The sequence below is a fragment of the Rahnella sikkimica genome, assembly GCF_002951615.1.
GTDB classification, from domain to species: Bacteria; Pseudomonadota; Gammaproteobacteria; order Enterobacterales; family Enterobacteriaceae; genus Rahnella; species Rahnella sikkimica.
Map to the genome: position 1 here is coordinate 1,789,008 of NZ_CP019062.1, position 24,412 is coordinate 1,813,419.

A 24,412-nucleotide genomic window follows, 5' to 3' on the forward strand; every position below is an offset into this window, starting at 1 on the left:
GTGATCACCTCTGCTGTGAATCGCGGCTTGTTGATGTGGTCGCAGGTGCCGTGACCGTCTCAGCGGCCGGAGCCGCTGTGGCAGGTTGGGCGCCCGCCGATGGTGTCACTGGCGTCTGCGTAGTAATCCCAGGTATTGATGGTGCTGCTACTGGTGCTGCTGATGATTCTGGTGTTACAGGCTCGGCGGCAGGTGCGGCCGGAGCCGGGCTCATTTTCGGTGCCAGAGCGGGTGCAGTCTGACGTCCGGGGACTTGTCTTTGCAGTTCACCGGCGTCACTGATCGTGATGGCTTCACCCTCACTGTTTTCCCGCTCAATCGCTTCTTCCGCGTGTTTATTGAGCACTAAAATACTGATGCGGCGGTTAATCGCGTCCCCGGCCGGATGGTTTTTAAGTTGCATGGTGGAACCCATGCCCATCACCCGAAGCACTTTGCCTTCACTCAGACCGCCGATAATCATTTCGCGGCGCGAGGCGTTGGCGCGGTCTGTTGATAATTCCCAGTTACTGTAACCGCGTTCACCCTGCGCATACGGCATGTCATCGGTATGACCGGCCAGGCTGATTTTGTTCGGGAAGTCATCCAGAACCGGTCCGATTGCCCGCAGGATATCGCGCATGTAAGGCTCAACAATCGCACTGCCAAGCTGGAACATCGGGCGGTTTTGGCTATCAATAATCTGAATACGCAAACCCTGCTCGGTGAGGTTAATCATCAGATGCGGGCGCAGACCTTTGAGCCGCGGATCCGACGCCAGCATGTCTTCGAGCTTTTGCTGCAATTTCTTTAAATCGCCGGCTTCACGCTTACTTTCGCCCTGCGATTGATCCATTTTGTGGACTTCGCCGTCCTGTACCGTCGGATCAGCGCCGCCGCCCGGGATCGGGCTGGTGGCATCGCTGCTGCGCGGCCCGCCGGTAATGGCCACCGCCAGCGGCGTACGGAAGTATTCGGCAATTTGTACAAGTTCTTTAGGGCTGGAGATCGAAATCAGCCACATCACCAGAAAGAAAGCCATCATCGCGGTCATAAAGTCAGCGTAAGCAATCTTCCACGAACCGCCGTGATGCCCTCCGCCGTGCTTGTTCTTTTTCTTGCGTACAACAACGATTGGATGGCTCTGATGCTTCATACTTTTTCTTCTTCAGTTTGTTTCTGGCCCGGTGACTTGACCTGACGAACGTGTTCCTCCAGTTCGATGAAGGAAGGACGTTCAGAGGTGTAAAGCGTTTTACGGCCAAATTCGACGGCAATTTGTGGCGCGTAGCCGTTAATGCTCGACAGCAAAGTCACCTTGATGCACTGCATCATTTTGGCGTTTTCAGCACTTTTCTGGCGCAACACGCTGGCCAGCGGGGAAATAAATCCGTAGGCCAGAAGAATACCGAGGAAGGTCCCCACCATCGCATGGGCGATCAATGCGCCAAGCTCTGCTGCCGGTCGGTCTGCGGCGGCCAGGGTATGAACGATCCCCATAACCGCTGCCACGATACCGAAAGCGGGCAGTGAATCGCCGACCAGCGCCAGGCTGTTAGCCGGCACTTCACTTTCGTGTTCATACGTTTCGATTTCCTCGTCCATCAGTGCTTCGATTTCAAAGGCGTTCATGTTGCCGCTGACCATCAGGCGCAGATAGTCAGTCAGATATTCGACTAAATGCTTATCGGCAATGATGCGGGGATAATTAGCAAAAATGTCGCTTTCCGCCGGATTATCGATGTCATTTTCCAGCGACAGCATCCCCTGCTGGCGAGACTTGGCTAAAAGCCGGTACAGCAACGCCATCAAATCCATGTACAACGCTTTGTTGTATTTCGACGCACGGAACAGCTGTGGCAAAGCCTTCAGAGTGGATTTAATCGCTTTGCCGTTGTTACCGACGAAAAAGGCACCGATGCCGGCACCGCCGATGATGAGCAATTCTGCGGGTTGGTATAATGCGCCCAGTTCACCGCCGACGAGCATGAAACCGCCGAACACTGAGCCCAAGACCACGAGGTAACCTATTATTACTAGCACGATGAATCCTTAATTCGATGTGGTTTTAGGGCGAGGAAAAGCGCGAGGCTGTGCCACCTTGCCCGATGTTACGCAGCTCAAACGTGCATAAAAGGGGCCAGATTAGGGCTGATACGTTAGGGGGTAATAATGAGCGGTGTTTCCACCGCTCCTGACGACATACTGCAACCTAACAATCTCAGACAGCGCGCTTGACCTGTTCGTCCAGCTCTTGAGATGTTATATCGGCAACCTGCGGGGAAAGTTTACGTTTTTTTACTGCGCGGGATGGGGGTTGGCAAAGACTGCAGACAAACCCGTGACGGGGCTGGTGTGCATGGGTAATGAATGAACCATCACAGCAGTTGCAGGCAGAGAGCTGCAGCATTCCGCTGTCGACAAAACGGACCAGCGTCCATGCACGGGTCAGTGCGAGGATCGGCGCTTCACCCGGTTGTTCCGGACATTGCTCCAGATAGAGACGGTAAGCCTTAATCACCGCTTCCACACCATTACAATGCCCGCTCTTTAAGAGAAACGAGTACGCGTTGTAAAACATGGAAGAGTGGATGTTCTGTTCCCAGGTCATAAACCAGTCCGTTGAGAACGGTAACATGCCTTTCGGCGGCGGGCTGCCGCGCAATTCTTTGTACAGTTTAATCAGTCGGCCACGACTCAATTGCGTTTCGCTTTCCAGCATCTGCAATCTGGCACCCAGCGTAATCAATTCCATGGCAAGCTGAATGTCCCGTGCTTCCTGGACGATACTTTTTTCTGCCGGTTTGGTTGACGCATCTTTCCCAGACATAGCTACGCCCTTTTCTTCATCGCGCCGCTGTCTTTCGCAGCCAGGCCTTTCAGCAGGTGGCTGGACAACAGGATGCCGGTGTGGATTTGTTGTAAGTCATCCACGCGCGATTCCTGGGTCAGTCGTTCAATGGTATTGCTGTCGTCAAAGCGGAACTGACATAAAAGCTGGTTCGTTTCAGCCAGTTTAACCATCTGTGGCAATGTCAGCCGCCCCAGAGTATCGGCCATCACATCATCAATCCCAAGGCGAAACATCGCCGAGGCCTTTTCGTCGTTAATCAAGCGCTGTGCCAACAAGAGATATGACAGGTTGATATCATATATGTGCTTTAGCAATTCGGACATTGTGTTCTACCCCATTACCGATGCCACTGTTTTAAGGCGGCAGATTGATAGACATATTCCATGCAGCAAGAGTTTCACCCGGCGTGACAGGAGTATTTTTACTATCAAAACAATTGGATCATTGGCTGATTAATAAATCTCACGTTAGTAAAAGATTTATCCCGCGGTATTTACTTCACCGCCAATACAAAGTTGTTCCTGATGTAAACTAAAATAATTGTGACAATTGCAAAGCTAAGTAATCGTGAAACACTTCAGTTTTGGTGTACTGGCAGGGTCCGTTGCTGTGATGGCGTCTCATTCAGTGAAACGCTTTTACATACATTATTAGGAATAATCTTACTACGACGCAACTCTAACCCTGTTTCCTTTATACATACAATCTGGGCGTTGCCGAATTTTGAATAAAGTGTGACACACATCACATTTTTAAAATTTATTTTGTCTCCAAAAGTGCAATTTATCGTAAAAATTTGCGCAGTTTTAATCCAAAAGTAAAAAAGCGTCTAAAAAGGGGTTCTCAGGCAGTGTTTTTTCGCCATTTTGAGATCATTTTGTACAAAGACCAATTAAAGCCAAATGGTTAGCACACACATTGATTAATCATAGACTACCCAGTTTTTTGTGCTGTAAATTTCAAATAGCATGATCATTGTGCTAATTGTGCGCAACCCAGTCACCACAAGCCTTGCAGAGGATCGCGTCCGAAAAGTTTTGGTTAAAATTAGTTCGAAAAGTAGGGAAATCGTGAGCAACCACGCTATTTTAAAAGCAAAAAGACAATGATTGTAAGGAATTGTTACCAGACGAGCGCAGACATCCAGTCATGAGACTAGATTGATAAGAAGAAATGATGAAACGGCAGTTTTGTGCCTTAAGGTCATATCGGCAACTCTTCAGGAAAACTTTAATGATTGTGCTTAAAAAAGTGGTTTATGCCGCTCAATGGCAAATTGCGAGCTCAGGGATAGGATTTTTATTACCTAACCAGCATTCATCGCCACTTCAGTCCGTTAAAAAGCGAATAAACACATCACTCACTGAGGTTACCAAAGGTATTCTCGATGAATTACGGAGATTAATCTGTTATTGAGCAGGCTAATTATCAGGATAATAAAAATTTAATAATGGCGCAGAGAGATTGTGGTCTGACAATCGATTTGTAGGGTTACTGAACATTAAAACAGCGGCATAAAAAAACCTGCCTGATTTTCAGGCAGGTCATAACGTAATATTATTGAATTAACTTTTGTAAGTTAAAAAGGCATGTTTCGCGGATCAGGGTGCTGATATTCGAAGCCCAGTTCTTTGCAGATCCGGTCGCCGTCCACGATTTTGCCCTTCCCTGCTGAAGGCTCTTCAGCAAACGTCGGTGGCACAAGCCCCATCTGCCGGGCCAGAGCCGGATAGAACTCTGCCTTAGCAGGATGCGCAGGCGCACAAAGATTATAGGTGTGACCGCCTTTTGGCAGGCTCAGCAGTAAGGTGATTGCCGCCACAACGTCATCCTGATGAACCAGGTTGACGCCGTGCTGACCGCCTTTCACCTGCGTTTTTCCGGCCATAAAACGCCCCGGATGACGATCGCCACCCACCAGCCCGCCGAGACGCAACACATCAACGGACGTATTGGGCAAACCGTGGAACCAGTTTTCCAGCTCTTTCAGCACAATGCCGCTGCGTGAAACGGGCAGCAGCGGCGAGTCTTCTTTCATCACACCCTCATGGTCGCCGTACACGGACGTCGAGCTGGTAAAGAGGATGCGCCGGACGTTATGCGCCAGCGCGCTGTCGGTCAGTTGCTGTACTGCCTGAAAATACAGCTCGCTACCCTCTGCGGTTTTGCGCGCAGGCAGCGTAATGATCAGGGCATCGACATTGAGCAACCGTTCGAGGTCAGCCGGTTCGCATTCCATATCCGGTGTGAATACCAGCGGGAAACACTCAATACCGACCATTCGGGCGGCATCAACACCGTCGGGCGTGGTTTTGCTGCCGACCACGTCGTACCCTCTTGAGGCCAGCGCCATGGCCAGCGGCATGCCCAGCCAGCCCAGTCCGATAATCGAAATCTTTTTCATACATCACTCCGTTTGTTCTCTGGCATGATTTCGCCAGCTGCAGATACCTTTCTTTATACCAGCAAAATACGCCTTTTCCCTTACGGGGTGCGTAAGGATTTCTCAGCGTCGGTTAGCAGATCATTCATTTATTTGATGAACCCCCTGCTGCAGATAAGAAAAACTCATCATCAGAAAAAAAGGTTGCGCAGTTGCCGCCCGATAGTTTAATTTCATTGGCAGCGAATTTGATACGTGCGGTGAATGATTCAATGTGAATCTGGCGGCACTGAATGAACAAAACGAGACACTGACATGACAAACGTTCTGATTAACCACCATCATCACCATCACCCTGACTAGTCTTTCAGGCGATTGGTGCTGGGAGACTGTTTAGATCTTCCAGTGGCGCAGAACGCAGAGAAAGCCCCCGGAAGATTTCTTCCGGGGGCTTTTTTTATGGCCCACGGAATTGAAGTAAAAGAATCTGACAAACAGAATTTACGATAAATAATTGAGAAACAGAGGTCATCATGCTGGATAAAACACGTTTACGGATAGCAATGCAGAAGTCAGGTCGCCTGAGCGATGAATCACGCGAACTGCTGGCCCGCTGCGGGATTAAAATCAACCTGCAGGAACAGCGTCTGATCGCTTTCGCTGAAAATATGCCGATCGATATTCTGCGTGTTCGTGATGACGATATTCCGGGGCTGGTAATGGATGGCGTGGTCGATCTGGGCATTATCGGTGAGAACGTGCTGGAAGAAGAGTTGCTGAGCCGCCGCGCTCAGGGCGAAGACCCGCGTTACTTCACGCTGCGTCGTCTGGATTTCGGCGGTTGCCGTCTGTCCCTGGCCACCCCGCTGGACACCGACTACACCGGTCCGCAAAGTCTGCAAAATGCCCGCATCGCCACGTCCTACCCTCACCTGCTCAAGCAGTATCTCGATAAAAAAGGCGTTGATTTCAAATCCTGCCTGCTGAACGGTTCCGTAGAAGTGGCCCCGCGCGCCGGTCTTTCTGACGCGATCTGTGACCTGGTCTCTACCGGCGCAACGCTCGAAGCCAACGGCCTGCGTGAAGTTGAAGTGATTTACCGCTCCAAAGCGTGCCTCATCCAGCGCGACGGCGAAATGCCGCAGGAAAAACAACTGCTGATCGACAAAATGATGACCCGTATTCAGGGCGTTATTCAGGCACGCGAATCCAAATACATTATGTTGCACGCGCCAAGTGAGCGTCTGGACGAAATCGTGGCGCTGCTGCCGGGCGCTGAACGTCCGACCATTTTACCGCTGGCAGGCGATCAGCAACGCGTTGCCATGCACATGGTCAGCAGCGAAACGCTGTTCTGGGAAACCATGGAGAAGCTGAAAGCGCTGGGTGCCAGCTCTATTCTGGTTCTTCCAATCGAAAAAATGATGGAGTAATGCCATGAAGCCTGACGCGTTCTCTACCCCTATTGACTGGCAACAATGCGACGCACAGCAACGTCGCGACCTGCTGACCCGCCCGGCCATTTCTGCCTCCGATCGTATTACTGAATCGGTGAGCGAAATTCTGCGTCGTGTCCGCAGTGAAGGTGACAGTGCGCTGCGCGAGTTTTGCGCCCGCTTTGATAAAACTGAAGTGCAGGATCTTCGTGTCACCGCGGAGCAAATTTCAGCAGCCGCAGCGCGTTTAGGCGATGACGTTAAACAGGCGATGGCGCACGCGGTGCGTAACATCAACACGTTCCATCAGGCTCAGAAACTGGCCGTCGTGGATATCGAAACGCAGCCGGGTGTTCGTTGCCAGCAACTGACCCGCCCGATTCAGTCTGTCGGGTTATACATTCCGGGCGGTTCCGCACCGCTGGTCTCCACCGTATTAATGTTAGCAACGCCAGCACGTATTGCGGGTTGCCAGAAAGTGGTGCTTTGCTCACCGCCGCCGATTGCCGACGAAATTCTGTATGCCGCGCAGTTATGTGGCGTGGAAGAGGTGTATCAGCTGGGTGGCGCGCAGGCGATTGCGGCACTGGCGTTCGGCACGGAAACGGTGCCCCGCGTGGCGAAAATCTTCGGGCCGGGCAATGCCTATGTGACCGAAGCAAAACGTCAGGTCAGCCAGAGTCTGGACGGCGCGGCGATTGATATGCCTGCCGGGCCTTCAGAAGTGCTGGTGATCGCCGACAGTGGCGCAACGCCGGATTTCGTGGCGTCTGATTTGCTTTCACAGGCGGAACACGGCCCGGATTCACAGGTTATTTTACTGACGCCGGATTTGAAAATGGCGCAGGCCGTTGGCGAAGCGGTGGAACGCCAGCTGGCGACGCTATCGCGCAGCGACATTGCGCGTCAGGCACTGGAAAGCAGCCGTCTGATCGTCGCGAAAGATATCGCGCAGTGTATTGAAATCAGCAACGCCTACGGCCCGGAACATCTGATTCTGCAAACCCGCGAACCGGAGCAACTGGTCGACAGCATCACCAGCGCCGGTTCGGTTTTCCTCGGCGACTGGTCACCGGAATCGGCGGGCGATTACGCATCCGGTACTAACCACGTTTTACCGACTTACGGTTACACCGCGACCTGTTCAAGCCTGGGTCTGGCCGATTTCCAGAAACGGATGACCGTTCAGCAGTTAACGCCGGAAGGTTTGCTGGGACTGGCCGAAACGATTGAAATTCTGGCGCAGGCGGAACAGCTGACCGCACACAAAAATGCCGTGACCCTGCGTGTAAAAGCCTTAAAGGAGCCGCGTTGATGAGCAATGAAAAGAATCTCAGCATTCAGGCGCTGGCCCGTAAAAACGTGCAGGAACTGACGCCTTATCAGTCAGCCCGCCGTCTGGGTGGCAACGGGGATGTGTGGCTTAATGCCAATGAATACGCCATCGCGCCGAATTTTGAACTGACGCAGCAGACGTTTAACCGTTATCCTGAATGTCAGCCCGCGTTGGTGATTAACCGCTACGCCGCTTACGCCGGTGTGGATCCTGAGCAGGTTCTGGTCAGCCGTGGCGCAGATGAAGGCATCGAACTGCTGATCCGCGCGTTCTGCGAACCGGGCCAGGACGCCATCCTTTATTGCCCGCCAACTTACGGCATGTACAGCGTGAGCGCGGAAACCATTGGCGTCGAAGGCCGTACGGTGCCGGCAAAAGCCGACTGGTCACTGGATCTTCCGGCCATCGAAGCCGCGCTGGACGGCGTGAAGCTGGTTTACGTGTGCAGCCCGAACAACCCGACCGGCAATATTATCGACCCGGATGAAATCCGTGCGGTGCTGGAAATGACGCGTGGTCGCGCGATTGTGGCGGTGGACGAGGCGTATATCGAATTTTGCCCGCAGGCGAGCGTTTCCGGCTGGTTGCAGGAATATCCGCACCTCACCATTTTGCGTACGCTGTCGAAAGCTTTTGCACTGGCCGGTTTGCGCTGCGGTTTCACGCTGGCGAACAGCGAAGTTATCGGCTTATTAATGAAAGTGATCGCGCCTTACCCGTTATCGACGCCGGTCGCGGATATCGCCGCACAGGCGCTGAGTCCGGCAGGTCTGGCGCTGATGCGTCAGCGCGTGGTCGAAGTGACTGAAAACCGCGTCTGGTTGCAGGAACAGCTGGAGAAATGTGCCTGCGTTGAAGCCGTTTTTGCCAGCGACACCAACTATGTGCTGGCACGTTTCACCGCATCCAGCGCAGCATTTAAAAACCTCTGGGATCAGGGCATTATCTTGCGTGACCAGAACAAGCAACCGGGGCTTTCCGGCTGCTTACGTATTACTATCGGCACCCGTGAAGAACTCCAGCGCGTCATTACCGCCCTGCAGTCGTTACCCGGTGCAGCTGCCGCCTCTATTAATGAAAAACAAAATAGCCCCCGCAAGGAGCACATGTGAGCCAGAGTCCACAATTTCAAAAAACGCTCTTTATTGACCGTGACGGCACCCTGATTTCTGAGCCGCCGGAAGATTTCCAGGTCGACCGTCTGGACAAACTGGCGCTGGAGCCCGGCGTTATTCCAGCCCTGCTGTCCCTGCAAAACGCGGGCTTTAAGCTGGTGATGATCACCAATCAGGACGGGCTGGGCACAGCCAGTTTCCCGCAGGAAACGTTCGATCCACCTCACAACCTGATGATGCAAATCCTCACATCACAGGGCGTGGTTTTCGATGAAGTGCTGATTTGCCCGCACCTGCCGGCTGATCACTGCGATTGCCGTAAACCTAAAACCAAACTGGTGCAGGCATATCTGGAAAGTGGCGTGCTCGATACCGCCAACAGTTATGTCATTGGCGACCGGGATACCGACATTCAGCTGGCTGCCAATATGGGCATCGCCGGGTTGCGTTATCAGCGCGATACGCTGAACTGGGCCACGATTACCGAGCAACTGACGAAACGTGACCGTCACGCCAAAGTGAACCGCGTGACCCGCGAAACCGCGATTGACGTAGATGTCTGGCTGGATCGCGAAGGCGACAGCAAGATCCGCACCGGCGTCGGCTTCTTCGACCACATGCTGGATCAGATTGCCACGCACGGCGGTTTCCGCATGAACATCGAAGTAAAAGGTGATTTGTATATCGACGATCACCACACCGTTGAAGACACGGCGCTGGCGCTGGGTGAAGCCATCAATAAAGCGCTGGGCGATAAACGCGGCATTGGTCGTTTCGGGTTTGTGTTGCCGATGGATGAATGTATGGCGCGCTGCGCACTGGATATCTCCGGCCGCCCGCACCTGGAATATAAGGCAGAGTTTAACTATCAGCGCGTCGGCGATCTGAGCACGGAAATGGTCGAGCACTTCTTCCGTTCGCTGTCGTATGCGATGGCCTGTACCCTGCACCTGCGCACCAAAGGTAAGAACGATCACCACCGCGTCGAAAGCCTGTTCAAGGCATTCGGGCGCACGCTGCGTCAGGCGATCCGTGTTGACGGTAATACGTTGCCGAGCTCGAAAGGAGTGCTGTGATGAATGTTGTTATCCTGGATACCGGCTGTGCCAACCTTTCTTCCGTCAAATATGCGGTGCAGCGTCTGGGTTTTGAACCGACGGTGAGCCGCGACCCGGAGATTGTTTTGCACGCCGATAAGCTTTTTTTGCCGGGCGTGGGAACCGCGCAGGCGGCGATGGAACAACTCGAACAGCGCGAACTGATTGCGCTGATCAAAGCCTGTACTCAGCCGGTGCTGGGGATTTGTCTCGGGATGCAACTGCTGGCGTCTTCCAGTGAAGAAAACGGCGGGATTGATACGCTGGGGATTATTGAAACACCAGTACGCCGTATGCAAGATCACGGTTTGCCGCTGCCACACATGGGCTGGAACCAGGTGACGGCGCACGCAGACAGCCGTTTATTCCGGGGCATCGATGAAAATGCATATTTCTATTTCGTCCACGGATTCGCTATGCCGGTGTGTGAGAACACGATCGCGCAGACGCTATACGGTGAGCCTTTCAGCGCTGCCGTGCAAAAAGACAACTTCTTCGGCGTGCAGTTTCACCCCGAACGCTCCGGATCTGCGGGCGCACAGTTGCTGAAAAACTTTCTGGAGATGTAAACAGGATGATTATCCCGGCTTTAGATTTGATCGAAGGCAGCGTGGTGCGTTTGCATCAGGGCGATTACGGTCAGCAGCGCGATTATGGCAACGACCCGCTTCCGCGTTTGCAGGATTATCAGCAGAAAGGTGCAGAAGTTTTGCATCTGGTTGACTTAACCGGTGCGAAAGATCCGGCGGCACGCCAGATCCCGTTGCTGACAAAATTGCTGGCAGGCGTGTCTGTTCCGGTTCAGGTCGGTGGCGGTATCCGTACCGAACACGACGTAGAAGCCTTGCTGAATGCCGGTGCGGCACGCGTTGTCGTGGGTTCGACGGCGGTGAAAGATCCGGAGAGGGTTCAGGGCTGGTTCAGACGTTTTGGCGCGGACGCACTGGTTCTGGCGCTCGACGTCCGTATCGCGGTCGATGGCACTAAAAATGTTGCCGTCAGCGGCTGGCAGGAAAATTCCAATTCCACGCTGGAAGAGATCGTGGAACAGTTTCTGCCGTTCGGCCTGAAACACGTTCTCTGCACGGATATATCCCGCGACGGCACGCTGGCAGGCTCGAACGTTGAGTTATACCGCGAAGTGACCGCGCGTTTTCCGCAGGTTGCTTTTCAGGCTTCCGGCGGTATCGGCTCTTTACAGGACATCGCCAATCTGCGTGACAGCGGCGTGAAAGGTGTGATTGTCGGGCGGGCTTTACTCGACGGTAAATTCAATGTGACGGAGGCAATCTCATGCTGGCAAAACGGATAATCCCCTGCCTCGACGTTAAAGACGGTCAGGTCGTAAAAGGCGTGCAGTTCCGCAATCACGAAATTATCGGCGACATCGTCCCGCTGGCTCAGCGTTACGCGCAGGAAGGCGCAGACGAGCTGGTGTTTTACGATATCACCGCCTCCAGCGATGGCCGCGTGGTAGATAAAAGCTGGGTATCGCGTGTGGCAGAAGTCATCGACATTCCGTTTTGTGTCGCAGGCGGGATTAAAAGTCTGGAAGACGCAGGACGGATTTTGCAGTTTGGTGCAGATAAAATCTCCATCAACTCCCCTGCGCTGGCCGACCCGACGTTGATCAGCCGCCTCGCCGACCGTTATGGTGTACAGTGCATCGTTGTGGGTATCGATACCTGGCACGACGCGGCAACCGGCACTTATCAGGTCCATCAGTTTACCGGCGACGAAGCACGCACCAAAGTGACCACCTGGCAGACGATTGACTGGGTGAAGGAAGTTCAGGAACGCGGCGCGGGCGAAATCGTGCTGAACATGATGAATCAGGACGGCGTGCGCAACGGTTATGACCTGGAACAGCTGAAGATGATCCGCGAAGTTTGTCATGTTCCGCTCATCGCTTCAGGCGGCGCGGGCACAATGCCGCACTTCCTCGACGCGTTCCAGGAAGCACGCGTTGACGGCGCACTGGCCGCATCGGTGTTCCACAAACAAATTATCAATATTGGCGAGCTGAAAAGCTATTTAGCTGAAAATGGCGTGGAGATCCGCTTGTGAGTAATCAGGAAGTAAAAACCGGTCTGCTGACCGGCGAACAAATCAGCCAGCTCGACTGGGAAAAAGTCGATAATCTGATGCCAGCAATCATCCAGCACGCGGTGTCGGGCGAAGTGCTGATGCTCGGTTATATGAATCAGGAAGCGCTGAGCGTTACACAATCCTCAGGCAAAGTGACATTCTATTCACGCACCAAAGAACGTTTGTGGACCAAAGGCGAGACCTCAGAAAATTATCTGAACGTCGTAAGCATTACGCCTGATTGCGACAACGATACATTGTTGGTGCTGGTCAATCCGGTTGGCCCGACATGCCATAAAGGCAACAACAGCTGCTTCCACCCTGCCGAAACCGACTGGGCATTTTTGTATCAGCTGGAAGAACTGCTGGCATCGCGCAAAACCGCCGATCCGGAAAGTTCGTACACCGCAAAACTGTACGCCAGCGGCACCAAACGCATCGCACAGAAAGTCGGTGAAGAAGGCGTGGAAACCGCACTGGCAGCAACCGTTAACGACCGTTTTGAGCTGAAAAACGAAGCGTCAGATTTGGTCTATCACCTACTGGTATTGTTGCAGGATCAGGATTTAAACCTGAGCGCAGTGATCGACAACCTGCGTCAGCGTCATAAGAAATAACGTCAACCTTAAGACGTAAAAAAGCCGCCTTTGCAGATGCATTGGCGGCTTTTTTATGACGTCAGCAACGGCGCGCTTTTCGGCACGCCGTTAAACGGATTAATCCAACCATTCGGTGTGGAATACGCCGTCTTTATCAGTGCGTTTGTAAGTATGAGCACCGAAGTAGTCACGCTGTGCCTGGATCAGGTTAGCTGGCAGCACCGCTGAACGGTAGCTGTCGTAGTAGTTGATCGCAGCAGAGAAGGTTGGTGTCGGGATACCGTTCTGAACGGCATAAGACACAACATCACGCAGCGCTTGCTGATATTCGTCAGCGATGTTTTTGAAGTACGGAGCCAGCAGCAGGTTAGCGATGGACGCGTTTTCAGCGTAAGCATCGGTAATTTTCTGCAGGAACTGAGCACGGATAATACAGCCCGCACGGAAGATCTTCGCGATTTCGCCGTAGTTCAGATCCCAGTTGTTCTCGTCAGAAGCCGCTTTAAGCTGTGAGAAGCCCTGCGCGTAAGAGACGAGTTTACCCAGGTACAGAGCACGACGAACTTTCTCGATGAACTCAGCTTTGTCACCAGCGAAAGGTTTAACAGCCGGGCCGGACAACACTTTAGAAGCCGCAACGCGCTGATCTTTCAGAGAAGACAGGTAACGTGCAAACACAGACTCTGTGATCAGCGTCAGAGGCTCGCCCAGATCCAGAGAACTCTGGCTGGTCCATTTACCGGTGCCTTTGTTCGCCGCTTCATCCAGGATCACGTCGACCAGGTATTTACCTTCTTCGTCTTTCTTGGTGAAGATGTCTTTAGTGATGTCGATCAGATAGCTGCTCAGCTCGCCTTTGTTCCATTCCGCGAAGGTGGTAGCCAGTTCTTCGTTGCTCAGGTTCAGGGACTGTTTCAACAGGGAATATGCTTCTGCGATCAGCTGCATGTCACCATATTCGATACCGTTATGAACCATCTTAACGTAGTGACCTGCGCCATCTGCACCAATATATGCTACGCAAGCGTCGCCATCTTCAGCACGTGCTGCGATTTTTTCCAGAATTGGCGCCACCAGTGCGTACGCTTCTTTCTGACCGCCAGGCATGATGGATGGGCCTTTCAGTGCGCCCTCTTCACCGCCGGAAACGCCTGTACCGATGAAGTTGAAGCCCTGCTCAGACAGTTCGCGGTTACGGCGAATGGTGTCTTTATAGTAAGTGTTGCCGCCATCGATCAGGATGTCGCCTTTATCCAGATGCGGAGTCAGGGATGCGATGGTTTTGTCAGTTGCTTCACCGGCTTTCACCATCAGCAAGATACGACGTGGTTTTTCCAGCGAGTCAACAAACTCTTCGACGGTGTAGTGCGGAACGAGATTTTTACCCGGGTTTTCAGCGATGACTTCATCAGTCTTGTCGCCAGAACGGTTAAAAATGGAAACGGAATAACCACGGCTTTCAATGTTAAGCGCGAGGTTACGGCCCATGACCGCCATACCGACAACGCCGATTTGTTGTTTGGACATTAGCAACTCCTGTCTGAATTAGTTGATCGCCCAGATTTTAGTCTAAACCCCTGTAAACAGTGAGTTTAACTGCACTGAGCTATACAAATGAACACAAGCATTGTACATGAGAATGGCAAAGGGTGAACCTATTGCAGCCATAACAATATTCTGAGCGCACAGACCAACAATCGCCTGACCCGCCCTTCTTAGATGTCGGTTTCACTTTACCGGTAACATGAGGAGAATGCAGGTAAAAAAGAGCTCTAAATTACACAAAAAAACCGGGTGTCAGATAACACCCGGTTTTTTTAGATTTCGTAGCGTAATTCAATCGTTTAAGCTTTGCAGTTGTAGTTAGACTGAAGCCATTCAGAGAAAGCTTTACCTTGCGTTTTATGACGGATGCCGTATTCGACGAACGCTTTCATATAACCCAGTTTGTCGCCACAGTCGTGAGAACGGCCGGTCATGGAGAAAGCTTCTACGGTTTGTTTTTTCATCAACATAGCGATAGCGTCTGTTAACTGAATTTCATTGCCTGCGCCGTATGGCGTCACAGCCAGCAGAGGCCAGATAGCTTCGGACAGCACGTAACGACCCACAACCGCGAGGTTGGATGGCGCATCTTTCAGCTCAGGTTTTTCGACGATAGCAGTCATTGGCGCGCTTTCGCCCGGTTCAACTTCCACACCATTACAGTTCACGATACCGTATTTTGAGACGTCTTTTTCAGGCACTTCTTCAACCATCACCTGGCTGTTTCCGGTTTCCTGGAAACGACGAAGCATTGCAGCAAGGTTGTCTTTACGCAGATCGCTGGTTGAATCATCCATCAGAACGTCTGGCAGGATAACCGCAAAAGGCGAGTTACCAATCAGAGGTTTAGCGCAAAGAACGGCATGTCCCAGGCCTTTAGACTGACCCTGACGCACGTTCATGATGGTCACGCCTTTCGGGCAGATTGACTGCACTTCTTCGAGCAGCTGACGCTTAACGCGCGTTTCCAGCATGCTTTCCAGTTCGAATGAGGTATCGAAGTGGTTTTCAATGGCATTTTTGGAAGAATGGGTGACGAGAATGATCTCTTTGATGCCCGCCGCCGCACATTCGTTAACGATGTACTGGATTAAAGGCTTGTCGACGATAGGCAGCATTTCTTTTGGAATGGCTTTCGTCGCTGGCAACATACGTGTGCCCAGACCGGCAACAGGGATAACAGCTTTTAACATTGTAGAAGATACTCCTTGAAACCTATTGGTGTGTAAATTCAGTCAGTTGGGAGCCAAACATGTCAGGGCGTTCACTGAACTGAAATTGTATAAACAAATTTATTTCCCAGCACGATATTTTCTTCCCTGAGTATAGTCCCTGTGATTTCGTTTAGGGAGACTATACTGCTGACTTTAGGACTCCAGCACCATTCTGTGTATGTCATTACGATACCAGCAAGCAGCACATAACGGTAAGCTTAAGACTTAAAATTAGGAATGTTGAACCTGTTCGCTGATTTTCTGCACACAATTTGCTGCTTTCCAAAACAGACGGTCAAACTTTTCTCACCACGGACTGTTCCTGTTTCTGTCCCTGCCCGATATGCGGTAGTACGCTGATTTAGATTTGAAATTTAGCCCTCTGACGCCCATTATTCAACGTGCGACAACCGTCGTGTCACTAAAGGTGAACAAGCAATATGGAATGGATCGCCGATCCGTCAATCTGGGCCGGGCTGGCTACCCTGGTTGTTTTAGAAATTGTCTTAGGAATAGACAACCTGATTTTCATCGCCATTTTGGCAGAGAAGCTTCCCCGCCGGCAGCGCGACAAAGCCCGTGTAACGGGTTTAATACTGGCATTAGTGATGCGCCTGCTGTTACTGGCATCGATTTCCTGGCTGGCGACCCTCACCCGCCCTCTTATCACGTTGCTCGGGCATCCTTTCAGCGCGCGCGACATGATTATGCTGACCGGGGGGGTGTTCCTGCTGTTTAAAGCCACAATGGAGCTCAATGAGCGACTTGAAGGCAAAGATGAGGAACAGAGTCATCAGCAAAGCGGGGCTAAATTCTGGCCCGTCGTGGCGCAGATTGTGGTTCTTGATGCGGTCTTTTCCCTCGACTCCGTCATTACCGCCGTAGGTATGGTGGATCATCTGGCCGTTATGATGGTGGCAGTTTGTATCGCCATCGGGCTGATGCTTCTGGCCAGTAAACCGCTGACCAAATTTGTGAACGCGCATCCCACCATTGTTATTTTATGTCTGAGTTTCCTGCTGATGATCGGCTTTAGTCTGGTCGCGGAAGGGTTTGGTTACGCGATCCCGAAAGGCTATTTGTACGCGGCTATCGGTTTCTCGGTGATCATCGAAGCGCTCAATCAGCTGGCTCAATTTAACCGTAAACGCTTCCTGTCCTCGCGCCGCTCTTTACGTGAACGCACAGCAGAGACGGTGCTGCGCGTTTTACGTGGCAAGCATGAAGAAGCTGAACTCGATGCCCACTCGTCCAGCATGATAGCGGACAGTACCGAAGAGGATGCCATTTTCAATCAGCAGGAACGCAACATGATTGAACGCGTTCTGGGGCTGGGGCAGCGCACGGTCAGCAGCGTGATGACCTCACGTCATGACGTCGATAATCTCGAACTGAATGACCCGATTGACGTTCTGAGAAATCAAATTGCCGAGAATCAGCACACGCGCATTCTGGTGACGGAAGACAGCTCTACCGACGAACCGCTGGGCGTTGTTCATGTGGTTGACTTGCTCAAACAGCAGCTGCTGCAAAATGAATTAGACCTCAAGGCGCTGATCCGCCAGCCACTCATCTTCCCGGAGCAGCTTTCGTTACTGATGGCGCTTGAACAGTTCCGCCAGGCCAAAACGCACTTTGCTTTTGTCGTGGATGAATTTGGTTCTGTTGAAGGGATCGTAACGCTGACCGACGTGATGGAAACCATTGCCGGGAATCTGCCAGAATCTGATGAACTCCCGGATGCACGCCACGATATTCAGCAACAGGAGGACGGAAGTTGGATCGCGAATGGCTATATGCCGCTCGAAGATCTGGTGATGTACATTCCCCTGCCGCTTGATGATAAACGCGAATACCACACGCTGGCTGGCTTGCTGATGGAATATACCCAGAGCATTCCGCAGGTCGGCGCGCAGATAAAGATTAACGATTATCTTTACGAGCCGCTGGAAGTGAGCAGTCACCGGATTTTGAAAGTGAAGATCACACCGCTCAATCCGCCGGTGTCCGACGATTACGAGGTCTGAGTTTCTGCAAATGGATGTGACCAAATGATAACGGGGTGCCATTGAGCACCCCGTTTCTTTTACAACCGCAAAGAAGATATTACTTCTTCAGCAATTTCTGTACTTCATCATCCGCTTTGCTGTCTTTACGTTTATCAATCCAGTTCTGGATAGCGTTGCGGGCGCTCTGCTCAAGTGACTGGCGCAGTATCTGGTCAACCTGCAACTGATAATGCATCTGCGACCACGGCCCGTACACGCGCAGCGGGATATCGGTGGTTTTCAGCGTATTGATCAGATTGCTGTCGCCCTTCCAGCCGCCGGTTACGCGGATCAACAGATTCATATCCACCTGCTGCGCAGCCATATTAATCGTGCCGTCACCTTTGCCGGACACCATAGGCGACACCCCTTCCATATTACTCAGCGTCAGCGTGCCATCGGCAAGATTAGCTTGCGCGTTCAGTGTATCAATCTGGCTGTAGTGTTCGTAACGGTCGAGTCCCTGCACTTTATCGCTGTTTCTCGCAATGGCCTGCTGGATAAGCTGCTGAATATTCATGCCGTTCAGGCGGGCATTGTCCATGGATATTTGCCCATCACCCTGCCAGTGTCGCGCGAAATCAGACGCCGACAGGCCCTCACCGCTCACATCCCCTTTAAGGGAGAAGTTGCCCGTAATCGCCTGAGGTAACGCATACGCCGCCAGCAAATCGCCCAGCTCAATTTTGCTGACGTCTGGCACCATGTGAACCTGGATTTTCTTACCTGTCACATCCATTTTACCGGGCAGCGAGAAATTGCCGGTGCCCATGTTGCCGCTGAACGTCGACAGCGAAACCTGTCCTTGCCGATTGTCAGCATCGAGCGCCAGGATCTGGATTTTCATTCCACGGTAAGTCAGATCAGCCACTTTCAGCGCCAGATGCGCATTGAATGTCTGAAGTTCACTCAACCCGTTGGGTTGTTCATCTATGTCGCGCGCAATAACCGGCGCCGACGTGATGGCCTGAGACGTCGTGGCTGTCTGTTCCGCCGTTTTCGGCTGCCAGCCGGTCAGCGCGTCCAGGTCGAGTTTTTCCGCGTTCAGGTTCAGCTGATAATCAGGTTCATCACCCAGCGTGGCCGACGCCGTACCGGAGATCTGATTATCATTGGCGCTCAGTGCCATCTGGCTGAGCGTAACGGTATTATTATCCCGCTGATAACTCGCCTGCATTGAACCGTTGCCCTGAACGCCTTTAACCGGAATATCCGCGCCGCTCAGCTGATAGGTAAATTTGCTGATATTGGCCGCAAAGGCCTGGGGATAATGCTGCATATCCAGCTCGGCATTCATCGTGAAAGCCAAATCACGTTGATTACGGTTGATGCGGCTGGAAAGCTGAACCGATGCCTGACGGTTGTCGTCTTTATCGATTTCGAGATTGATGTCACGCACATTGATTTGTTCATCGTCGCCGCGCTGCCAGATAAGCAAACTGTCGGCGATGCTGATTTTATCAATGTCGAATTTCCAGCCCGCATCCAGATCAGACGCACCCGGTGCCACAGGAACCGGAGAAGAAGGCGCAACCGGCGCATCAGGCTGATTCTCTTCGGTATCCGGCGTTAATCGGATAACCGCATTTTTGAACAGAACCTGCTTAACGGCGAGCTGATGAGAAATGAGAGGCCAGAGTTTGACGTCCAGTCGCATATTTTCGGCGCTGACCACCGGCTCTTTCGCACCCGGCGCGGTGAGCGAGGTCTGACCGGCAATGATGCTCAGCTGTGGCCAGACGTGCCAGCGCAGTGAGCCATTAATGGCTAACTTGTAACCGCTTTTCACCTCAACCCTTTCCACCATGTACTGGCGGAAATCGTTCGGGTTGATCAGAAATACCAGCGAAGTCATGCCGGCAATGATAACCACCAGTAGAATCACCAGTGTTGTCAGTAGTCTTCTCATGCCTTCCTCACGTTTTCATCCGCTCACGCAGATTAAAAACAGAATCAGTCTTTATCAATACGACTGGCAATTGCACTTTGCTGGTCGCGGTATTTCGCATCCTGACGGCTGTTATATGGGCGTGCAGCAGAACCGGACAACGGTTCAAAGCTTAACGCACCAATCAGCATGCCAGGGCGAAGCGCCAGTGGCAGTTTACCGGAATTGTAGAACTCTAGGACGATGCGACCTTTCCAGCCCGGATCGATGCGATGTGCGGTGACGTGAACCATCAGGCCGAGACGCGCCAGTGAAGAACGCCCGTCGAGCCAGCCGACCAGATCATCCGGAATCGTGACGGATTCAAAGGTTACCGCCAGCGCCAGTTCACCGGGATGCAGGAAGAAAGCTTCGCCTTCCGGCAAAACGATTTCGTCGCTCATCACTTTGTCCAGCGCGGCACTCACTTCGTCTTTCGGCCCGCTCAGATCGATATAACCGGCGTTATGGCCGAGGAAAACGCGAAAACCGTTGCCCAGACGCACATCAACCGTAGCCCCGTTAATCCGCTCAACCGGCGGACGGGGTGAAATACCCAATTTGCCGCTGTCCAGCCAGGCTTCTATATCTCGATCGCAAAGTCTCATCGTATCTCCGGTGTGGTTTTCTACGGATTGTTCCGCGATTAGTTGAAGAACTGGCTGATTTTCGCTTTAAGAATATCAATCGCAATCCGGTTTTTACCGCCACGCGGCACAATGATGTCTGCGTATTGTTTTGAAGGTTCGATAAATTGCAGGAACATTGGGCGGACAGTTTTCTGGTATTGCGCCATCACGGAATCCATAGAACGGCCACGCTCGTTGACATCGCGCTTCATGCGGCGCATCAGGCAGATGTCCAGCGGCGTATCCACGAAGATAGAGAAATTCATTTCCTGACGCAGACGCACGTCGGTCAGTAACAGGATCCCTTCCAGAATAATGACTTTCTTCGGCTTGAGCGTCACGGTCTCAGCCAGACGGGTATGTTCGATAAAGCTGTAACTTGGTAATTCGATAGCCTGACCTGACTTCATTGCCTGCAAATGCTGGAACAGTAAATTGTGGTCCATGGCACTGGGATGGTCGTAGTTGGTTTTGACCCGTTCTTCCATGGTCATATGGCTTTGGTCTTTATAGTAGCAATCTTCAGGGATCACCCCGATGTGCTCATCACCTACCTGATCACGAAGTTCACGGTAAATGGTACTGGCGATGAGGCTTTTTCCCGAAGCAGATGCGCCAGCGATACCCACGATGACACACTGATGGAATTTGTCAGACATAAAATTAAAGACCTGATTTGGAAGTTGGAAGGCAAGCACAGCGTGTGCTTTGAACGCGCCAATTATAAGTACAACACACTACCCGATGCCAGCGTTAAGGCGGTGTAATCGCTGACATCGGGCAATAATTCGCAGAGTTGGGAGATTAAACCGCCCGGAAAGCGATTTCTGTCGGAATTGCGTCGCCTTTCCAGTACAGCTGAGACGCCACTTTTGACGCCAGTTCGCGATAAATCGTCGTGAACTCACTTTCCGGATTAGAGACAACGGTCGGTTCGCCGCGATCCAAATCTTCACGCAGCGAAATATGCAGCGGTAACTGAGCCAGTAATTCGCATCTGTATTTCTCAGCCAGACGCTGTGCGCCGCCGGTGCCGAAAATCGGTTCATGATGTCCGCAGTTACTGCACACATGCATGCTCATATTTTCGATAATGCCTAACACCGGCACGTGCACCTTTTCAAACATCACGATGCCTTTCATGGCGTCGAGCAGCGCGATGTCCTGCGGCGTCGTCACCACGAGCGCGCCCGTCACCGGAATATTTTGCGACAGCGTCAGCTGGATATCGCCGGTGCCCGGTGGCAGGTCAATCACCAGATAATCCAGATCCGGCCACAGCGTATCCTGCAACATCTGCATCAGCGCTTTGCTGGCCATCGGGCCGCGCCACACCATGGCATTTTCGTCAGTGACCAGATAACCAATCGAGTTAGTGGCCAGCCCGTGCGCCATAATCGGCGACATATGGACGCCATCCGGCGACGTCGGGCGCTCTTCTTCCGTGCCCAGCATGTTCGGCACTGACGGGCCATAAATATCCGCGTCCAGAATGCCGACTTTTCCGCCTTCAGCCGCCAGCGCCAGCGCCAGATTCACCGCCGTGGTGGATTTCCCCACGCCGCCTTTGCCTGAGCTGACCGCCAGAATATTGCGCACGCCTTTAATGCCGGGCTGATCGTTGGCGCGTTTCATCGTGGCGATGTCGTGACGCAGTTTCCACTCGATGGCCGAAGCGCCGGTTACCCGCAGCAGTTCGCCGCTGGTTTCTTCTTTTAAAATATCGAAACCGCTGTTCCACGCGAACGGCAGCGTCAGATCGATATGCAGAACCTCGTCCATCAGCACGCAATGATGCACCGCTTTTATCGCAGCTAAATCTTTTTGAAGTGTTGAATGACGGAAGGTGGCCAGTACGCCGGTCACTAGTGCGCGCAGCCCTGCGGGTGTGGACTGCTGTGGGGATTGAGATGTCATCCCGGCTCCTTGAAACTGGTTATCAGACTGTTTATCTGCTTAATAGCATAACAGAACACCCGTAAGGAGATCCCCCCGTTTGTTTACGCGGGGCGGCGCTTTCGGTTAACATCAATACCCCTGATTTCAACTACAGAAAGCAAGCTCTTACTATGGCTCACGTCGCGAAAAAAATTTTGGTAACCTGTGCACTTCCGTACGCCAACGGATCCATCCACCTTGGTCACATGCTCGAGCACATCCAGGCTGACGTCTGGGTTCGTTTCCAGCGAATGCGTGGCAATGAAGTGCACTTCATCTGTGCGGACGATGCGCACGGCACACCGATCATGCTGAAAGCACAGCAGCTCGGTATCAAGCCGGAAGAGATGATTGCCGAAATGAGCCAGGAGCATCAGAAAGATTTCGCCGGCTTCGGCATCAGCTACGACAACTATCACTCCACGCACAGCGACGAAAACCGCGAGCTGTCTGAGCTGATTTATGGCCGTCTGAAAGAAAACGGTTTCATCAAGAACCGCACTATTTCTCAGCTCTACGATCCGGAGAAAGGCATGTTCCTGCCTGACCGTTTCGTCAAAGGCACCTGCCCGAAATGTAAATCGCCAGACCAGTACGGCGATAACTGCGAAGTGTGTGGCGCGACTTACAGCCCGACCGAACTGATCGAACCGCAATCTGTGGTTTCCGGCGCGACGCCGGTGCTGCGTGATTCCGAGCACTACTTCTTCGACCTGCCGGAATTCAGCGCGATGTTACAGGCGTGGACCCGTTCTGGTGCGTTGCAGGAGCAGGTCGCGAACAAAATGCAGGAATGGTTTGAATCCGGTCTTCAACAGTGGGATATCTCACGCGATGCGCCTTATTTCGGTTTCGAAATTCCGGATGCGCCGGGTAAATACTTCTACGTCTGGCTGGACGCGCCAATCGGCTACATGGGTTCTTTCAAAAACCTGTGTGACCGCCGCAGCGATCTGAACTTCGACGAGTTTTGGAAAAAAGATTCCACCACCGAGCTGTATCACTTCATCGGTAAAGACATCGTCTATTTCCACAGCCTGTTCTGGCCGGCAATGCTGGAAGGCAGCAACTTCCGCAAACCCACCAACCTGTTTGTTCACGGTTATGTCACGGTGAACGGCGCGAAGATGTCCAAATCACGCGGCACCTTTATCAAGGCCAGCACCTATCTGAACCATCTGGATGCGGACTGCCTGCGTTATTACTACACCGCGAAACTGTCTTCCCGTATCGACGATATCGACCTGAATCTGGAAGATTTCGTGCAGCGCGTGAACGCAGATATCGTGAACAAAGTGGTTAACCTGGCTTCACGTAACGCCGGTTTCATCGCCAAGCGTTTTGACGGCAATCTGGCGGATAAACTGGCCGACGAGGCGCTGTACAAAACCTTCACTGATGCCGCTGAAAGCATTGCCCAGGCGTACGAAAGCCGCGAATCCGGCCGTGCAATACGTGAAATCATGGCGCTGGCTGACCTGGCGAACCGCTATGTTGACGAACAGGCACCGTGGGTTGTGGCAAAACAGGAAGGCCGCGACGCTGACCTGCAGGCGATTTGCTCAATGGGCATCAACCTGTTCCGCGTTCTGATGACGTACCTGAAACCGGTTCTGCCTTCACTGTCTGAACGTACCGAAGCGTTCCTGAACACCACACTTGAGTGGGATGCGATTGCACAACCGCTGCTGTCTCATCAGGTGAATCCGTTCAAGGCGCTGTTTAACCGTATCGAACTGGATAAAGTGACGGCGATGGTTGACGCATCGAAAGAAGACATTGCGGCGGCGAAAGCCCCGGCAACCGGTCCGCTGGCGGATGATCCGATTCAGGAAACCATCACGTTTGATGATTTCGCCAAAGTCGACATGCGTATCGCGCTGATCAAAAGCGCTGATTTCGTGGAAGGTTCCGACAAACTGCTGCGTCTGCAACTGGATCTGGGCGGCGAAACCCGTCAGATTTTCTCCGGTATCCGCTCCGCGTATCCGGATCCGAAAGCGCTGGAAGGCCGTCTCACCATCATGGTAGCGAACCTTGCACCGCGTAAAATGCGCTTTGGCATTTCCGAAGGCATGGTAATGGCCGCAGGCCCTGGCGGGAAAGACATCTTCCTGCTCAGCCCGGATTCCGGTGCACAACCTGGCATGCAGGTGAAATAAGCCCTTCGCAACAACGATCAAAGCCCGATGAAATCATCGGGCTTTTTTTTGTTTTTCAGATC

Annotated in this window: 21 protein-coding genes and 1 other annotated feature; of the genes, 10 read left to right on the forward strand and 11 right to left on the reverse strand. The window is 52.5% G+C overall.

The genetic code is table 11. The annotated features are described in order from the left end of the window. Positions 1-4: 4 nt before the first annotated feature. The 5 genes from motB to BV494_RS08100 form a co-directional block, all read right to left on the reverse strand. On the reverse strand, positions 5-1,135 hold the full coding sequence (motB, locus tag BV494_RS08080; RefSeq protein WP_104922402.1) for a flagellar motor protein MotB: 1,131 nt from the start codon (positions 1,133-1,135) through the stop codon (positions 5-7). Further along, positions 1,132-2,022 (reverse strand): flagellar motor stator protein MotA, encoded by an 891-nt coding sequence (gene motA, locus BV494_RS08085; RefSeq protein WP_104922403.1) that lies wholly within the window; start codon positions 2,020-2,022, stop codon positions 1,132-1,134. Before motA ends, motB begins: the two co-directional genes overlap by 4 nt. Before the next feature lie 178 nt (positions 2,023-2,200). Further along, positions 2,201-2,809 (reverse strand): flagellar transcriptional regulator FlhC, encoded by a 609-nt coding sequence (gene flhC, locus BV494_RS08090; protein WP_104922404.1) that lies wholly within the window; start codon positions 2,807-2,809, stop codon positions 2,201-2,203. 2 nt (positions 2,810-2,811) lie between these two features. Next, positions 2,812-3,156 carry a flagellar transcriptional regulator FlhD gene (flhD, locus tag BV494_RS08095; RefSeq protein WP_104922405.1) on the reverse strand — a complete coding sequence of 115 codons (345 nt, stop codon included), beginning with the start codon at positions 3,154-3,156 and terminating at the stop codon, positions 2,812-2,814. A 1,256-nt stretch (positions 3,157-4,412) separates the two neighbouring features. Continuing rightward, positions 4,413-5,237, reverse strand: a complete 825-nt coding sequence (locus BV494_RS08100) for an SDR family oxidoreductase (protein WP_104922406.1) — start codon at positions 5,235-5,237, stop codon at positions 4,413-4,415. Positions 5,238-5,554: 317 nt separating this feature from the next. After that, positions 5,555-5,676 (forward strand) — a sequence feature (His leader region). 73 nt (positions 5,677-5,749) lie between these two features. Here BV494_RS08100 and hisG point away from each other — a divergent pair. Genes hisG through hisIE form a run of 8 tightly spaced genes read left to right on the forward strand, consistent with a single transcriptional unit; the run spans position 5,750 to position 12,905 of the window. Continuing rightward, entirely contained in the window at positions 5,750-6,649 is a 900-nt protein-coding gene (gene hisG, locus BV494_RS08110; protein WP_104922408.1) for an ATP phosphoribosyltransferase, read from the forward strand. Between the two features lie 4 nt (positions 6,650-6,653). Beyond that, the gene (hisD, locus tag BV494_RS08115; RefSeq protein WP_104922409.1) at positions 6,654-7,967 is read left to right on the forward strand and encodes a histidinol dehydrogenase; all 1,314 of its coding nucleotides are present in this window, start codon (positions 6,654-6,656) and stop codon (positions 7,965-7,967) included. Next, a complete protein-coding gene (hisC, locus tag BV494_RS08120; protein ID WP_104922410.1) occupies positions 7,967-9,100 on the forward strand; it encodes a histidinol-phosphate transaminase in 1,134 nt (377 codons plus the stop codon). The genes hisD and hisC overlap by 1 nt, the downstream gene beginning before the upstream one ends. Further along, complete coding sequence (gene hisB / locus BV494_RS08125; RefSeq protein ID WP_104922411.1) at positions 9,097-10,179, forward strand: bifunctional histidinol-phosphatase/imidazoleglycerol-phosphate dehydratase HisB; 1,083 nt, start codon at positions 9,097-9,099, stop codon at positions 10,177-10,179. Before hisC ends, hisB begins: the two co-directional genes overlap by 4 nt. Further along, the gene (gene hisH, locus BV494_RS08130; protein WP_104922412.1) at positions 10,179-10,769 is read left to right on the forward strand and encodes an imidazole glycerol phosphate synthase subunit HisH; all 591 of its coding nucleotides are present in this window, start codon (positions 10,179-10,181) and stop codon (positions 10,767-10,769) included. Before hisB ends, hisH begins: the two co-directional genes overlap by 1 nt. Before the next feature lie 5 nt (positions 10,770-10,774). Continuing rightward, complete coding sequence (gene hisA / locus BV494_RS08135; protein ID WP_104922413.1) at positions 10,775-11,512, forward strand: 1-(5-phosphoribosyl)-5-[(5-phosphoribosylamino)methylideneamino]imidazole-4-carboxamide isomerase; 738 nt, start codon at positions 10,775-10,777, stop codon at positions 11,510-11,512. Further along, on the forward strand, positions 11,494-12,267 hold the full coding sequence (hisF, locus tag BV494_RS08140; RefSeq protein WP_104922414.1) for an imidazole glycerol phosphate synthase subunit HisF: 774 nt from the start codon (positions 11,494-11,496) through the stop codon (positions 12,265-12,267). The genes hisA and hisF overlap by 19 nt, the downstream gene beginning before the upstream one ends. A 23-nt stretch (positions 12,268-12,290) precedes the next feature. Continuing rightward, the gene (hisIE, locus tag BV494_RS08145) at positions 12,291-12,905 is read left to right on the forward strand and encodes a bifunctional phosphoribosyl-AMP cyclohydrolase/phosphoribosyl-ATP diphosphatase HisIE (protein ID WP_104924749.1); all 615 of its coding nucleotides are present in this window, start codon (positions 12,291-12,293) and stop codon (positions 12,903-12,905) included. 99 nt (positions 12,906-13,004) lie between these two features. On the opposite strand, the gene gnd is transcribed toward hisIE, so the two are convergent. Further along, positions 13,005-14,414, reverse strand: coding sequence for an NADP-dependent phosphogluconate dehydrogenase (gene gnd / locus BV494_RS08150; RefSeq protein WP_104922415.1), 1,410 nt, complete (start codon positions 14,412-14,414; stop codon positions 13,005-13,007). Between the two features lie 317 nt (positions 14,415-14,731). Then, the gene (gene galU / locus BV494_RS08155) at positions 14,732-15,625 is read right to left on the reverse strand and encodes a UTP--glucose-1-phosphate uridylyltransferase GalU (protein ID WP_104922416.1); all 894 of its coding nucleotides are present in this window, start codon (positions 15,623-15,625) and stop codon (positions 14,732-14,734) included. A 461-nt stretch (positions 15,626-16,086) separates the two neighbouring features. Here galU and BV494_RS08160 point away from each other — a divergent pair, with 461 nt between their 5' ends. Beyond that, positions 16,087-17,673: a TerC family protein gene (locus BV494_RS08160; protein WP_104922417.1), complete on the forward strand. Its 1,587-nt coding sequence runs from the start codon at positions 16,087-16,089 to the stop codon at positions 17,671-17,673. A 79-nt stretch (positions 17,674-17,752) separates the two neighbouring features. Here BV494_RS08160 and asmA read toward each other — a convergent pair whose 3' ends face one another. The 4 genes from asmA to apbC form a co-directional block, all read right to left on the reverse strand. After that, entirely contained in the window at positions 17,753-19,603 is a 1,851-nt protein-coding gene (gene asmA / locus BV494_RS08165; RefSeq protein ID WP_104922418.1) for an outer membrane assembly protein AsmA, read from the reverse strand. A 44-nt stretch (positions 19,604-19,647) separates the two neighbouring features. Continuing rightward, positions 19,648-20,229: a dCTP deaminase gene (dcd, locus tag BV494_RS08170; RefSeq protein ID WP_104922419.1), complete on the reverse strand. Its 582-nt coding sequence runs from the start codon at positions 20,227-20,229 to the stop codon at positions 19,648-19,650. 38 nt (positions 20,230-20,267) lie between these two features. Continuing rightward, positions 20,268-20,909 (reverse strand): uridine kinase, encoded by a 642-nt coding sequence (gene udk, locus BV494_RS08175; RefSeq protein WP_104922420.1) that lies wholly within the window; start codon positions 20,907-20,909, stop codon positions 20,268-20,270. 145 nt (positions 20,910-21,054) lie between these two features. After that, complete coding sequence (apbC, locus tag BV494_RS08180) at positions 21,055-22,167, reverse strand: iron-sulfur cluster carrier protein ApbC (RefSeq protein ID WP_104922421.1); 1,113 nt, start codon at positions 22,165-22,167, stop codon at positions 21,055-21,057. Between the two features lie 110 nt (positions 22,168-22,277). Here apbC and metG point away from each other — a divergent pair, with 110 nt between their 5' ends. Beyond that, positions 22,278-24,350, forward strand: coding sequence for a methionine--tRNA ligase (gene metG / locus BV494_RS08185; protein ID WP_226790073.1), 2,073 nt, complete (start codon positions 22,278-22,280; stop codon positions 24,348-24,350). The last annotated feature ends 62 nt before the right edge of the window (positions 24,351-24,412 follow it).

Coding starts and splice junctions, on each gene's coding strand:
- apbC (WP_104922421.1), bottom strand. CDS start 22,167: ATGACATCTCAATCCCCACAGCAGTCCACACCCGCAGGGCTGCGCGCA.
- BV494_RS08160 (WP_104922417.1), top strand. CDS start 16,087: ATGGAATGGATCGCCGATCCGTCAATCTGGGCCGGGCTGGCTACCCTG.
- hisD (WP_104922409.1), top strand. CDS start 6,654: ATGAAGCCTGACGCGTTCTCTACCCCTATTGACTGGCAACAATGCGAC.
- hisA (WP_104922413.1), top strand. CDS start 10,775: ATGATTATCCCGGCTTTAGATTTGATCGAAGGCAGCGTGGTGCGTTTG.
- udk (WP_104922420.1), bottom strand. CDS start 20,909: ATGTCTGACAAATTCCATCAGTGTGTCATCGTGGGTATCGCTGGCGCA.
- dcd (WP_104922419.1), bottom strand. CDS start 20,229: ATGAGACTTTGCGATCGAGATATAGAAGCCTGGCTGGACAGCGGCAAA.
- galU (WP_104922416.1), bottom strand. CDS start 15,625: ATGTTAAAAGCTGTTATCCCTGTTGCCGGTCTGGGCACACGTATGTTG.
- asmA (WP_104922418.1), bottom strand. CDS start 19,603: ATGAGAAGACTACTGACAACACTGGTGATTCTACTGGTGGTTATCATT.
- hisH (WP_104922412.1), top strand. CDS start 10,179: ATGAATGTTGTTATCCTGGATACCGGCTGTGCCAACCTTTCTTCCGTC.
- gnd (WP_104922415.1), bottom strand. CDS start 14,414: ATGTCCAAACAACAAATCGGCGTTGTCGGTATGGCGGTCATGGGCCGT.
- hisG (WP_104922408.1), top strand. CDS start 5,750: ATGCTGGATAAAACACGTTTACGGATAGCAATGCAGAAGTCAGGTCGC.
- flhD (WP_104922405.1), bottom strand. CDS start 3,156: ATGTCCGAATTGCTAAAGCACATATATGATATCAACCTGTCATATCTC.
- hisC (WP_104922410.1), top strand. CDS start 7,967: ATGAGCAATGAAAAGAATCTCAGCATTCAGGCGCTGGCCCGTAAAAAC.
- motB (WP_104922402.1), bottom strand. CDS start 1,135: ATGAAGCATCAGAGCCATCCAATCGTTGTTGTACGCAAGAAAAAGAAC.
- flhC (WP_104922404.1), bottom strand. CDS start 2,809: ATGTCTGGGAAAGATGCGTCAACCAAACCGGCAGAAAAAAGTATCGTC.
- hisF (WP_104922414.1), top strand. CDS start 11,494: ATGCTGGCAAAACGGATAATCCCCTGCCTCGACGTTAAAGACGGTCAG.
- BV494_RS08100 (WP_104922406.1), bottom strand. CDS start 5,237: ATGAAAAAGATTTCGATTATCGGACTGGGCTGGCTGGGCATGCCGCTG.